The organism is Armatimonadota bacterium (assembly GCA_025059775.1).
GTDB lineage: Bacteria > Sysuimicrobiota > Sysuimicrobiia > Sysuimicrobiales > Sysuimicrobiaceae > Sysuimicrobium.
In genome coordinates this window covers 1-12,543 of sequence record JANXCW010000008.1, presented here as the reverse complement: position 1 = coordinate 12,543, position 12,543 = coordinate 1, and the positions used below count along the sequence as shown (strand labels likewise).

12 protein-coding genes are annotated in these 12,543 nt (G+C 69.6%); 8 read left to right on the top strand and 4 right to left on the bottom strand.

The features are described 5' to 3' along the window. Positions 1-28: 28 nt before the first annotated feature. The 4 genes from N0A24_07175 to N0A24_07160 all read left to right on the top strand — a co-directional run bounded on the left by N0A24_07175 (position 29) and on the right by N0A24_07160 (position 2,428). Positions 29-322 (top strand): flagellar protein FlaG, encoded by a 294-nt coding sequence (locus N0A24_07175; GenBank protein MCS7173162.1) that lies wholly within the window; start codon positions 29-31, stop codon positions 320-322. Positions 323-398: 76 nt separating this feature from the next. After that, on the top strand, positions 399-1,739 hold the full coding sequence (fliD, locus tag N0A24_07170) for a flagellar filament capping protein FliD (protein ID MCS7173161.1): 1,341 nt from the start codon (positions 399-401) through the stop codon (positions 1,737-1,739). Beyond that, the gene (gene fliS, locus N0A24_07165) at positions 1,736-2,113 is read left to right on the top strand and encodes a flagellar export chaperone FliS (protein MCS7173160.1); all 378 of its coding nucleotides are present in this window, start codon (positions 1,736-1,738) and stop codon (positions 2,111-2,113) included. The genes fliD and fliS overlap by 4 nt, the downstream gene beginning before the upstream one ends. A gap of 3 nt (positions 2,114-2,116) precedes the next feature. Beyond that, entirely contained in the window at positions 2,117-2,428 is a 312-nt protein-coding gene (locus N0A24_07160; protein ID MCS7173159.1) for a hypothetical protein, read from the top strand. Between the two features lie 65 nt (positions 2,429-2,493). Here N0A24_07160 and N0A24_07155 read toward each other — a convergent pair whose 3' ends face one another. The 4 genes from N0A24_07155 to N0A24_07140 all read right to left on the bottom strand — a co-directional run bounded on the left by N0A24_07155 (position 2,494) and on the right by N0A24_07140 (position 4,814). Beyond that, positions 2,494-3,222, bottom strand: coding sequence for a S8 family serine peptidase (locus N0A24_07155; protein MCS7173158.1), 729 nt, complete (start codon positions 3,220-3,222; stop codon positions 2,494-2,496). A gap of 8 nt (positions 3,223-3,230) precedes the next feature. Further along, positions 3,231-3,542: a hypothetical protein gene (locus tag N0A24_07150; GenBank protein ID MCS7173157.1), complete on the bottom strand. Its 312-nt coding sequence runs from the start codon at positions 3,540-3,542 to the stop codon at positions 3,231-3,233. Between the two features lie 214 nt (positions 3,543-3,756). Continuing rightward, complete coding sequence (locus N0A24_07145; GenBank protein ID MCS7173156.1) at positions 3,757-4,296, bottom strand: zf-HC2 domain-containing protein; 540 nt, start codon at positions 4,294-4,296, stop codon at positions 3,757-3,759. Between the two features lie 38 nt (positions 4,297-4,334). Next, positions 4,335-4,814: a sigma-70 family RNA polymerase sigma factor gene (locus N0A24_07140; GenBank protein ID MCS7173155.1), complete on the bottom strand. Its 480-nt coding sequence runs from the start codon at positions 4,812-4,814 to the stop codon at positions 4,335-4,337. Between the two features lie 515 nt (positions 4,815-5,329). Here N0A24_07140 and N0A24_07135 point away from each other — a divergent pair. The 4 genes from N0A24_07135 to N0A24_07120 all read left to right on the top strand — a co-directional run. Next, positions 5,330-5,698 carry a PadR family transcriptional regulator gene (locus N0A24_07135; protein MCS7173154.1) on the top strand — a complete coding sequence of 123 codons (369 nt, stop codon included), beginning with the start codon at positions 5,330-5,332 and terminating at the stop codon, positions 5,696-5,698. Positions 5,699-6,898: 1,200 nt separating this feature from the next. After that, positions 6,899-7,504, top strand: a complete 606-nt coding sequence (locus tag N0A24_07130; protein ID MCS7173153.1) for a hypothetical protein — start codon at positions 6,899-6,901, stop codon at positions 7,502-7,504. Between the two features lie 291 nt (positions 7,505-7,795). Then, positions 7,796-8,098 (top strand): hypothetical protein, encoded by a 303-nt coding sequence (locus N0A24_07125; protein ID MCS7173152.1) that lies wholly within the window; start codon positions 7,796-7,798, stop codon positions 8,096-8,098. Between the two features lie 598 nt (positions 8,099-8,696). Beyond that, positions 8,697-12,543 (top strand): HAD-IC family P-type ATPase (locus N0A24_07120; GenBank protein ID MCS7173151.1); only part of this gene is annotated, 3,847 nt, incomplete at its 3' end.

Below are 12,543 nucleotides of genomic sequence, written 5' to 3'. Positions count from 1 at the left end.
CCCGCCCCCGGGCGGGGAGGTGGTGACGATGCAGGTCCCTCCGCCGAGCTCAGGCAGCCCGAAAAAGCCCGAGCCACAGCCGGCACGGGAAGAGCGGGTCCGCGGCGGCAACGGCCAGGGCCCGGCCCAGCAGGGCGGGGTGCAGCGGCAGCCTGTGGCTTCGGCCCTGGACGTGGCCGCCCAGTTCGTGGTGGACGAACGCACAGGCCGGGTGCTGGTCCGCATCTACGACACCCGCACCGGCGAGACCATCCGGACCATCCCGCCCAACCAGGTGGTGGAGTTCCTCCTGGGCGCGGGCGGCCTGGACGTGCGGGTGTGAGAGGGTGCGGCACGGTCCTTGCGTGTCCTGAAGCTGGCCCCGGTCCCCGGGCAGGGAGGGGCGGAGGAGGGCTGAAGTGTCCACGTTCAGCGTCGACGGCTTGATCTCGGGCCTGAACACCACGGAGGTCATCAACAAGCTGCTGGAGGTGGAGCGGGCGCCGGTCCGGAAGCTGCAGGCCCGGAAAAGCGACGCCAACGCGAGGCTTGGGGCCTGGCGGGCCCTGAACAGCAAGCTGGCCGCCCTGGAAGAGCGGGCCGCGACCCTGGCAAGGGGCCTCACCTACCAGGCTGCCAGGGCCACCAGCAGCGACACCCGCGTCGTGGTGGCCTCCGCGGGCCCGGGTGCTCCACCCGGCACCTACACGGTCACCGTCAGCCGGCTGGCTTCCGCCCACCAGCTGAGCACCGACACCGTTGCGGACAAGGACGCCCTGGTGTTCGGCACCGGGACCCTGACCGTCACCGTCAACGGGAGCCCCAAGGACGTCACCGTCGCAGACGGCCAGAACTCCCTTTCGGGGATCGCGGCGGCCATCAACGCCGCGAGCGCAGGCGTGTACGCCGCGGTGGTCCAGGTGGACGGCGGCTACCGCCTGCTGGTCACCTCCAGGACCTCCGGGCAGGCGGGGGCGGTGTCCGTGGACGCCAGCGGCCTGGTGGGTGGCACGCAGGCGCTGGGCTTCCCCCACGAGCTCAGCCCGGCCCAGGACGCGGAGGTGGTGTTGGGTACGGGCAGCGGGGCTGTGACGGCGCACCGTCCGACCAACCTGGTCACGGACCTCCTGCCGGGGGTCACCCTGGCGCTGGCGGCCACCGGTACGGCCACCGTGACCGTGGAGCAGGATGTGGAAGCGGTCAAAAGAGCGGTGCGGGAGTTCGTGGCCGCGTACAACGACGTCGCAGACGCCCTCAGCCAGTACGGGCGGTACGACCCAAACACCAGGCAGCGCGGGGCCCTGCAGGGCGACGGGACCCTCCAGCGGATCCAAGCCCAGCTGCCGGACGCGGTCCTCCGCACGGAAGTGGCCGACCAGACCCTCAGGCGGCTCAGCGACCTGGGGGTGCGGGTGGGCCGGGACGGCAGGCTCACGCTGGACGAGTCGAAGCTCTCCGACGCCCTGCAGGGCCGGTTTGACGAAGCGCGGCGGGTGCTGGAGGCCGCGGGCAGCAGGCTACGGGAGGTGGCGGACGGGCTCACCAAGGTGGACGGCCCCGTGTGGGGGGCCGTGGACGCCCTCAACAGCCGCATCCGCACCTACGACCAGCAGATCGCGCGGTGGGAGGACCGGGTGGAACGCAAGCGGGAGCAGCTCGTCCGCATGTTCACGGAGCTGGAGAAGAGCCTGGGCCAGCTGCGCAGCCAAGGGGACTGGCTTGCGATGCAGATCCGCAACCTGGGAGGGAGGAGCTCATGAAGCCCGCGGCCCTTGCCTACAGGAGTTTTCACGCCTCCACTGCCACCCCGGGGCAGCTGGTGGTCATGCTGTACGACGGTGCCGTGCGGTTTCTGGACGAGGCCATCCGCGCCTACCGGGCGGGCAACGAGAGCACCGCCCACCAGGCGGTGGTTCGGGCGGAGCAGGTGGTGCTGGAGCTCATGGCCTGTCTGGATCTTCGGTACGAGCTGGCCCACCACCTCCTCAGCCTTTACCGGTACCTGTTCGAACGCATGGGGGAAGCCAGACGCAACCGGGATGCCGCGGAGCTGGAGCGGGTGCGGGGGTGGGTGGCGGAGCTGCGGGAAGCGTGGGCGGAGGCAGAGCGCAAGACCCGGGCGGGTGTGCACTGATCCATGGACGCCCACCGCGAGACCTACCGGGAGATTCTGCATTGCACCGAGCAGGCTGCGGTTGCCGCAGAGCGGGGAGAGATCGAGCGTCTGGCGGAATGCCTGCGCCGCCGCCAGGAACTCATGGAGGCGGTGGAATCCCTTCCCCCGCTAGACCCGAAGGACCGCGTGCGGCTGCGGGGGGAAGCCTTGCCCTTGCTGGACGCGGCCCTGCGGATGAACCGCAGAATCATCGCTCTCCTCACCCTTCGTCGGACGCAGCTGGCTCGGTTCCTCGCGGGCGACATCAGCCGGTTCGTGGACACTTGGGGCTGATCCCCGCGTCCGGAATTGCCTCCGCCGGGCGACGCCCTGGAAGAGAAGCCGCTCCCGCTTCCCTCTCACCCGTGTCCCGACAAACAAACCTCAGGAATCCCGATGCGGGCGAGTGCCCTGCAGATGTCGAGCTGAGCCGGCACCCCGGTCCTACCTCCTGCCGCCGCGGGCCGGAGGGCAGCGGTCAACTGTTCCGGCGACAGGTCCGGCACCGCCTCCATCACGGGCGCCACTGCACCGCTCGCCACCGCGGCTGCGTAGGAGATCCCTGTTACAAACCCGTACCGGTCCGAAGGCAGCGTGGTCAGCACGTCCACTCCCGGGGCCAGCAGGCGCACGTGACCTCCCAGGTTTGACCGAGACCAGGGCTCGCCCCCAGGTTCCGATGCGCCCACCGCCAACACCCCCGGCAGCGCCGCGGGATACAGCCAGGGCCCCTGAGGCCCGTTGTTCCCGGCCGCCGCCACGACCACCACCCCCTGCGCCACGGCCCTCAGCACCACCCGGTTCACCGCCCGGTTCGACGGCCCTCCGAAACTCACGTTCAGGATCCGCACGCCGAGTTTCAGGACCGTATCCACGGCTCGCACCACCCGGTGCCCCAGGCAGACACCTTCCCGGCCGCCCTGTCGCTTCGGTACACAGGCTTGCAAGGCCACGAGCCGCGCTTCTGGCGCCACCCCCACAATCCCCACCCCGTTGCGCCGGGCTCCGATGATGCCGGCCACCTCCGTCCCATGGAGGTCGGCCGTCAGCCCAGCCATCCCTTCCACGAAGGTCCCCGCGGCCTCCACCGCCTCCCTCAGGTCTTCATGGCCACATCCACCCCGGTGTCCACCACCGCTACTGCCACGCCTCGCCCCCTCAGAAAGCGGTGCACCCTGTCCGCGCCCGTCGCCCGCAAGGCAACCTGATGCCGCGCAAGAGGGTCCTGTTGGGTCTCGTAGGCGCTGTTCAAATCGGCCTCGATCACTTCAGGATGCCGGCGAGCAATCCCGATGGCTAGGTTCGCGGGCGGCGACACCTCCAGGACGACGAGCGTGGCCTCCTGGGAAAGCAGCGGGTACACATAGCGGACCACGCCGTTGACCTGCCGCGCGATCTCCTCCGCCACCCGACCGGCCCGATCCGGGTCCGTGACCGCGAGCAGGGCGATGACTTGCTCGGGCGGTTGCCGTGTGGGCGCAGGGGTGGAGGGCTCTGGCGGGGCGGGCGGCCACGGAGGACCACACGGCCAGGACGGCCAGCACGCCCACAAGCAACTGCCGTCCCACGCCCCTACCTCCCCTGCTCCACTACCTCCGCAAAGGCCACCACGCCCGAATCCCTTACCCGGCGGAGCACCTCGGAAGCCGGTTTTCCGGCTTCGGCCTCCACGAGACGAGATACACCCCCAGAGGGCTCGGTCCGTCCACGGTCCCCACCCCCGCCGCGGAAAGGGCCCGGCTGATTTCCGCGGCCGTTGCCTGCTCCCGGAACAGTACCTGGATCCGCACACCACCCCTCGCAGGCTCCGGCGGACCGGACAGGGTGGTAGGGGCCTGCTCCGTAACTGGAATCCCCACCAGCACCACGATGACCGCCAGCTGCGCGGCAAAAACCAGCCGCGCATACAGAGGGACCGGCGCCACCGCCCGACCCAGCACCCTGACCGCCCGGCTCAGCAGGGATCGGTCGCGCAGGCGCTCCCTCGTCCGGGCATACAGGTCCGTCGCGGGACGCAGCTCGGTCCTGTCCGCCTCCACCGCCCGGCGCACGGCGGACAGCAGCCCCGCTTCCCGCCGGCAGACCTCACAGGTCTGCAGGTGCCCTTCCACTAGGCGCCGCTCCTCCTCCTGCAACGAGCCGTTCACGTACCACGGAAGCAGCCCGGCCAGCTCGGGCTGCGGGCACTCTCCGGCCGTCCCTACACCCCCTCCCGTTCCAGCAACCCCCGCAGCTTCTGCCGCGCGTGGAACATCCGGGTCTTCACGGTGTTCACCGGTACCCCCAGGACCTCCGCGACCTCCTGGTAGGACAACCCGGCGTCGAACACCAGGTGCACCACCTCCCGGTGCTCGGGCGACAGCTGGCTGAGGGCTTTGCGCACCCGCTCCACCAAATCCGCCCGCTCTGCCTCCTCTTCCGGATCCATCTGCGCGGGAAGCGCTCCGGCGTCCCCCAAAGACACCTGCCGCGGCTGCCGGCGCAGGAAATCGAGGGCCCGGCGGTGCGCGATGCCGAAGATCCAACTGGAGGCCCGCGCCTCTCCCCGGAACCGGGAAGCGCTCTTCCACACCGCTGCCATGGTCTCACACACCAGCTCCTCCGCGGCGTCTCCGTCCCCCACCATCCTCAGGAAGTACCGGTTACAGAGGACGCTCGAACCTCCGGAACAGGGCCTCAAACGCCCCCTCGTCCCCGGCCGCGGTCGCCGGACCAGAAGCGCTTCCGGCTCCTCGCCCTGCCCCATCCTCGCTTTCCTCACGGTATGTAGGCTCGAAGACAGTCCTTGCGGGTAGCCCGGGGGCTCCCATGACCTACACGGTGTCGGAAGTGGTGCAGGCGGGGTGGACGCCGGTGACCCCACCCTCCGTGTCGGTCACCGTGGGCCCGGGCCAGACCGTCAACGTGGAGTTCAGAAACCAAAAGATGATCACAGCCCCTGGACCTGGCCCCGGCCAACCAATAGTGCCGACACCTCCCCCCGGGGAGCCGCCCGGCGGGCCTGACAGAGACGGAGGGCGGCCGGACACCCCGAGGAGGTAAGCGACCCGTCCACCGCGGCTCCGGCGGCTCGGGTGCAGCGCCCGGGCCGCCGGAGCTTTCGCCTGGAAACGCGTGGTGGGGCCATGTCTCCTGCCAGCAGCCCTCAGCAGGAACCGGGCGGGTGACCGCGAATCTCTGTTTGGTAGATCGGGTATGCCGCCCACCGCCATCAACCTGGGGATCACGAGCGCCCAGCGGCTTGTGGCCCTGCTGGTCTTGCACTTCCTCGAAGGTGCCTCCGGGCTCAGCGAGGCGGACCTCCTGCGGAGGATCCGAGGTCTGGGGGGGGAGGGGTTCTGGGTCCCCAACAAGGGCACGGTCTCCAAGGTGGTCCGGGGCCTCATCGCGGAGGGCTACGTAGAGGGGCGCTGGGTGAACCCCGAGGGCCGCCGGCGCTGGGCCCTCTCCATCACCGACGCGGGCCGCGTCCACCTCCGGGTACTGAAGCGGGAGTTCCGCAAGCGCCTGGACGCGGGCCGGCAGTTCTTCGACCGGACGATGCGGGAGCTGTACGGCGGCTGAGAGTCCCAGCACCGTGGGGCGCGCGAACCTCCTGAAGGTGCAGGCCAGCGTTCTGAGGTGACACGCCGGCACGCAAGGCCTCTTGCCGAAGTCGGCTCAATTCCCGCCGGGTCCAACGGGGTGACGGACTGTCGGAGCACGCCGCGTCCGCACGAGGTTCCGCGACCCGGCACGGTTCCCTTGGCACGAGGTGACTTAGGTGGAACACGACTGGCTGGAAGTGGATGGGGTGCAGGAACTCGCACCAGGTTCGCGAATCTGAGCCGCCGTACGGGAGAAGTCCGCCACAAGCGCCTCAGACGGTCGCGCATCCGAATAGTGGATTAGGTCGTGGGAGGGACCGTAGTGTGAAGCAGTCGTGCTCGCATCTCCTAAAGATATACGGCGATCTCCAAAAGAGGTGAGGGGGCGGCGCGCCGAAAACGGAGGAGCAAGACTTGCTACGAGCCGTTGTAGTCATGGCTGGCGCGGGGCTTGATGCCACCGTGAAGCAGATACTCACCAGGACGCTTTGGATACATTGTGCGAGCGGTCGGAAATGACGCATGAAGCCCTACAGGATTACGTGGCAAGAAGGCTCAGACGTGCCGGGGACGACGGTGGACCAGACAGCAGGGTCCTCGCGGAATTGCTCATTAGCGAGAGCCCGAAGAAGCGGGCCATTGCAATGTTGCGGGAGGACCTATTGTCGGAGAGCATGCAGTCCTATGAGCAGCTGCGGCGTGTTAAGCAATACCTAGGGATTGCCGACGTGTTCTTGGCAAAGCACGAGGCGGCGATTGGGGGCATTGAATACGAGGAACGAGATCATTCATGAGATGGATCTCGCCGAACCCGGCAAGCCCCGGATGCGCAGGCCTAGGAGGAGGGATGAAATGGAGGTGAAGGCCGACACGTTGCTTAGTGTCGCTAAGCATATTCTCACCGAGGTAGATAAGTATCTGAGTGGGCAGTGAGCAGCACGGCTGCGGAGGAGGGCAGAGGCTCGCGGTGGTAGGAACCGCTAGGTTGCCGATAGAGCATCCTCCCGGGGCCAATGGGCGTGACTTTTTGCCAGGTACGGCGCTCTGGGTTGCGGTCTTTCTCCTCATCCTCACCAGCCAATCAGCGTCGGATGCCCGTGAGGCCAGACCCGGAGAATGGTGCTCGACGGGCGGGAGAGTCGAGCACCGCAGCTGGCCGTTCTGGTACCGGTCCTGGGTGAGGCATGAGCCAACGGGACAGGGCCTCTACCACTACGAGTTTCTGAACCGATCCGGAGGTCGCCTCGCCTTTAGATGGGACGACGCCGGGGTGATCCACGTCATCAGCATCCCGGGCCGACCCATTGTGAGCACCCGGCGGGGACGGCTGCCGCCGCAGATCCGGGACACGGTGATCGCGGTCGGTGGGAAAGAAGCCGAGGGGCTGAAGGTGCGCCGGCGGGCCTGTGCGGCTGCTGCGGGGCAGTGGCCGGACAGTCAGGAAGCCTCTTTCCGCTTTCGAGGCACGGTGGTGGGCGGTGATGGCCGGACTTGGCACGTGGACTTCTCGGTGGAGAGCAGGCGGGTAGGGGACGAGGTGAGGTTCCGGGTTTCGGCCAAGCTCAACCCCGGGCAGCGGAAGGTGACGTTGGAGTGGGAGGCGGGCCCAAACCTGCCCGCCGTGGTCGTCCACGAGCTCAGCGCGGACGGAAGCGCCTCTTGGCATCGGCAGAAGGGGATGGGCCGGGCCATCGTGCGCAGGGTTGTCGTAACCCTGCGGGACACAGACGGGAACCTGCTCGCGCGGCTGACACCAGGGGTCACCACGTGGGGCCCTCGGTGACCTCCGCGCAGCGCGCGGTGGGCAAATGTTCCGTGGGCCCTGAGTGTTCCCCGAAGAGTTATGCCACTCCCATCCGTGAGCGCGGCGGCGCCTGAAAGACCCTAGGCACCGGATTCGGAGGGCCAGCGGAAGTACGCGGAGGCCAGAGTTCGCGGAGCAGGGAGGGAGCGCGGCGAGCACCCCTACGGAATTTCTGTGTCGTTTAATGCGGCCTTAACGTTTCATCGTGAGGCTTTTCCGGGGTCATGGCCTTCGAATCGAAGTCAAGGCGCGGGAGGGTACTGGACAGCCATGCGGTTGAACACGGAATACGACGGGGATATACTGGATCTTGTCCTGGAGGGGGAAGGGGAGGCGGACACGATGTGGGACCTGGAGGACTACGTCGAAGCGGAAACCGCAATCGCATTCCTCGCGTCGGCCCTGCTGTTCTCTCCGCGCGTCCGACGTACCCTCCGCCAGGGCCTCGTGTACGGGATTGCGGGCGCCCTCGCAGCGGCCGCCACCACCCGAACGCTCCTCCGCGGCGTTCGGGACGGTTTGGCGGGCTCGGGCGCCCGGCCGCGCTCCACAGCGCTCGCGGGTTCTAACTGAGCAGCGGCCGCCTCAGGGCGCCGGACGAGGTCATGGAGTCCGATCGGGAGACGACGATGCCGGAAGCCGAGCAGCCGGCCCGCAACGAGACCGATCTACCGGAGGGCCCTGCGGACCGTCCGGAAGGTCGCCGGGTCAGGCCGGTGGGAGGCAGCGTGGAAGCGGATCGTCCATCCCCACCGGAGGGCGTCGGGCGAGAGGGGGCGGTCTCCCAAGGCAGGGGGGCCCCTGAGGAAGGAGCAGAGGAACCGGCTGTCCCCGCGGCTGTGGCTCGGGCCGAGCAGTTGCTGGACGAGGCAATTCTCTGGGGCGCTGCGATCGGTTCTGTGGCGGCGCGGCGGCTGCGTGGCCTGCTTGCCCGTGTGCGGGAGGAAGTCGAGGACATCGTCGCCGAAGCGAGAGCTCTTCGGGCACAATGGCAGTCGACTCGAACCCCGGGCCTGCGGAGCAGGCGGCCGAAGTAGACCATGCTCCTCCCGGGCGCCCCGCGGCCTCAGCGGGGAGGGGTTCCCGACCGCCCAGGTCGGCCGTACTGCGCGTGGTACACCGGCTGCCCGGGCGGATCCGCTTTCGACTCCATGGCGCTGAGTCCCACCGGTTGGATGAGCTCGCGCGGGAGTTAAGGGCGCGAGGGCTGCAGGTCCAAGCCAACCCGTGGACGGGTAGCCTTCTCGTCCGTTACGATCCGCACGGGGCGAGCGAGGGCGAGATCGTGGCAGCGATCCGCGAGGGGATCGGCGGAGGTCTGCCGCTCGACGAGGAAGGCGCGCGGATCCTTTCCGTTCCGCTTGCCCCCTATCGCGTGGCCGTCGATCAACGCACGGTCCAGGTCGACCGCGAAGGTCGCCGGTGGCAGCGGGTCCGTCTCCGGGTAGCGGGCCTTCACGGGAACCATCGTCTGGCCCAAGACCTCGAACACCTGCTGTCGACGCTCCGGTCCGTCACCGTCCGGGCGAGTGTGGCGACCGGGCGGATGCTCGTCGAGCACGACCCCGACGTCGTGGACCTGGACGCGATCCTTGAGGCGTTGAGTGGCCTGCCGATCCCTGAAGAGCCTCTCCTCCGTTACCGAGCCACCGTTCCGACCGACCGCGGACCCCTCCTGTACGCGGCTGGCCGTACCGTGGCCGCGAGCGCAGCCCTCGTCTTTTTGGCAGTCCGCAGGATGTTGGGGCGTCCCCTCCCCCTAGCTACGAGCCCCGTCCCCGCGCTGATCGCCGACGGGGTGACCATCGCACGGGGGTTCCCGGCCTTTCGGGAAGGACTCCGACGGGCGGTCGGCCCGGCCGCGGCGGATATCGTGACCAGCTCTGCGAGCATCTTCGCCCACACCGCCTATGGCCAGCAGCACGGACTCGTGGTCAGCTTCGCCGAAGGACTCCGCCTCCTCTCTGCCCTGTTCCCATGGAGGCGGGCATGGCAGCGCTATGAGTCGATGCTTTTACGGACTCCGGTCCGCCGTCCGGGTGGGGAGGCAGCGGTGCGGGCTCCCGACCGGCTCTCCTTCGACCTGGACGCCGTCCGCGGGGGCGCGCTGGTGATCCGGCCGGACGGGACCGTGGAGTTGTGCTATGCGCCGATCCGGCTCCCTGCCGGCACGTTCGTGATGGACGGGGAACTCACGGGGGTCTGGGGGCCGGTGACCCCGCCGCGGCGGTTGCTCGCGGCGCCCCCCTACCCCCGGGTCCTCTCCCAGTACCTGCGGCTGATCACTCCGCTGGCGTTCGCCTCGGCCGGGCTGGCGGGGGCTGTTACCCGTTCGCTGCGCATAGCGACACAGGTGTTGGTCCTGGTCAACGCGCGGACCGCCCTGATCGGAGCCGAGGCCGCAGACCTCGGGGCGGTGGCCCGGGCTCTGCGAGGGGGAGCCCTCATCACAGCCCTGCGCCCGGGCCGTCGGCTGGTCCGGCCCACCGTCGTCCTCCTCGACCATCCTGCTCTGCTCGTGGACGGGCTCCAGCTAGACAGATGCCACATCCTCGACCCGTCGGTGAGCGTCGCCGAGGCGACGGTGTGGGCCAGCGAGGCGGCCCACGGCACGCTTTGGCGGAGCCTGTTTCCTCCCGCCGACCCAGTCGCTGCTGTGAGGAACGTGCAGACCCACTACCGGCTGGTTCGCGTGACTCCGGGCAAGCACGAGGACCGGGACGGGGCAAGACCCGCTGATGCGGAGGCCCCCGTGGTCCTCGCCCTGGAGCGGGTGCCCTCCGGTGATGTGGTCGCCGTCTGGACCTTCCGGCCGAGGGTTTCGGCGGATCTCGACCCCCTCCGCCGGGCCTGTGCGCAAACCGGTGCGCGGCTCCTCGTTCGGATCCCTCATGGGACCGTCCCCGCGTGGCTCCGCGGGGCCGACGTGGAGACGGTAGTGGCTCCCGATGCCGCGCAACTCGTCCACCACCTCCGGGCCCAGGGAGAGGTCGTCCTCTACGTGACGGACCATGGCCAGACGGGTCCGGCCTGCGCGGCGGCGCACATTTCGGTCCTCGTGGCGCCCCACCGGCGTCCCCTCGATGCCACCGCGGACGCGGTGGTCCAACGGCTCGCGTCGGTGGCCGCTCTAGTGGAAGCGGGGCATCGGCGCGACCTCGCGGTCCGCGATAGTGTGGCGCTCTCCCTGGCGTCGAACGGGCTCGCCGCGGGGCTCGGACTCCGAGGGGGACCCTCGCCGGCCCTCGCTCTGGTGTCCGCGGGAAGCGCGTTCCTCGCCCTGGTGGCCGGCTGGATGCGTCTGCGGGGAGGGGAGGACCCGACGGGCTTTGGGTTCGTCGATCCCGAACCGGAGCGCTGGGCCCGCCTCTCCCCGGCCGAGGTCTTGGAGCACCTGCAGAGTCGGCCTGAGGGGCTGAGTGAGGCGGAGGCCCGGCGGCGTCGCAGGGCACTGCCCCTCGACCGGGCGGAGGGTTCCTGGGGGCGGGCGCTCATGGATCAGCTGAACTCACCGCTTCTCGCTGTCCTGGCTACTGGCGCCCTGCTCTCCTTCCTGGTAGGTGCTCACCTCGACTTCGTCATCCTCCTCGGAACCCTTCTCTTCAATGTGGCCGTGGGCAGCTGGCAGGAGCACAGCGTCTCCCGGGCCACTGCGCACCTCGCCCGCCTGAGTGCACCGCCTGCCCGTGTGCTGCGCGACGGGGTCGAACGACTCCTCGCCCCCTCCGAGCTCGTCCCCGGGGACGTGATCCTGCTCGGCTTCGGGGACCGCGTCCCCGCGGACGCCAGGCTCCTCCACAGCGAGAGCCTGCGGGTGGATGAAGCGGCGCTGACGGGAGAGTCGGTGCCGGTGGTCAAGGACAGCCGAGCGGATGACGAGCGGGCCATCGTCCTATCCGGTACGGACGTCCTCAGTGGCAGCGCCAGGGCGGTCGTAGTCGGGGTCGGCGAGGATACCCGCCTGGGGGCCACCCGGCAAGCCTTGGGAGACGTACTGCCTCCTGGGGACCGCCTGGCTGCGCGTCTAGCGCAGCTCACGCGCCTCAGTCTGCCGGTGTCGGTCGCCGCGGGGGCGCTCGTCACGGTCGCGGGGATCGCCCGGGGTGCGCCCGTGGTCAGTCAGGTCGCCCTGGGTGCAAGTCTTACCGTGGCCGCGGTGCCCGAAGGCCTGCCTCTGCTCGCGCGCTTGAGTGAGGCCGCGACCGCCCGCCGCTTGGCCCGACGGGGAGTGCTCCCGAGGAGACCCGCAGCCGTGGAAGCCCTGGGGCGGGTCAGTGTGCTCTGTGTGGACAAGACAGGCACCCTGACACGCGGGCAGCTCCGGGTCCAGCGCCTCGTGACCGCGGCGGGGACCGAGGACGTTTCCCCGCTCGTCTCGGATCCCGCCCGCCGGCTGTTGGCCGCGGCGGCCCTCGCGAGTCCGTCCCTCGACCGCGGCGACGCCCTCGCTCACTCCACGGATGCGGCGATCCTCGAGGCCGCCCGCGCCCTTGACCTGCCGGATGCGGGCAGTCCGGCCCGACTCGAGGAGCTGCCCTTCGACTCCGTCCGCCCGTACCATGCGGTCAGGCTCCGCGACCGGGTGGTCCTCAAGGGCAGCCCTGAGTTCCTCTTGCCGCGCTGCGCCGCGATGGCCAATCCTTCCGGAGATCCGAGTCCGGACCGCTTGGAGACCTTACAGGAGACGGCGCTGGGACTTGCGCGTGACGGCCTCCGGGTGCTGCTCGTGGCAGAGGGAGCTGTCGAAACGCCGCTGGAAGACCCGAGGGACCTCGTCGCCCTGGGACTGATTGGCATTGCCGACGGGCTGCGGCCGCAGGTCCGGGACGCCGTGCGCCGCTGCCATGAGGCCGGCGTACGCGTGATCATGATCACGGGTGACCACCCCGCCACCGCGGAGTCGGTGGCCCGCGCGGCCGGGCTCCCGGTGGGCCCAGGCCGACTGCTCCACGCGAGTGAGTTGCGCGAGCTCGACGCGCGGACGCTCACCGAGCGGCTCGCGGAGGTCTCCATCATCG

What these genes read in the sequence shown, in the direction of transcription:
- N0A24_07135 (MCS7173154.1), top strand. Translation starts at nt 5,330, where the DNA reads ATGCCGCCCACCGCCATCAACCTGGGGATCACGAGCGCCCAGCGGCTT.
- N0A24_07175 (MCS7173162.1), top strand. Translation starts at nt 29, where the DNA reads ATGCAGGTCCCTCCGCCGAGCTCAGGCAGCCCGAAAAAGCCCGAGCCA.
- fliS (MCS7173160.1), top strand. Translation starts at nt 1,736, where the DNA reads ATGAAGCCCGCGGCCCTTGCCTACAGGAGTTTTCACGCCTCCACTGCC.
- N0A24_07125 (MCS7173152.1), top strand. Translation starts at nt 7,796, where the DNA reads ATGCGGTTGAACACGGAATACGACGGGGATATACTGGATCTTGTCCTG.
- N0A24_07160 (MCS7173159.1), top strand. Translation starts at nt 2,117, where the DNA reads ATGGACGCCCACCGCGAGACCTACCGGGAGATTCTGCATTGCACCGAG.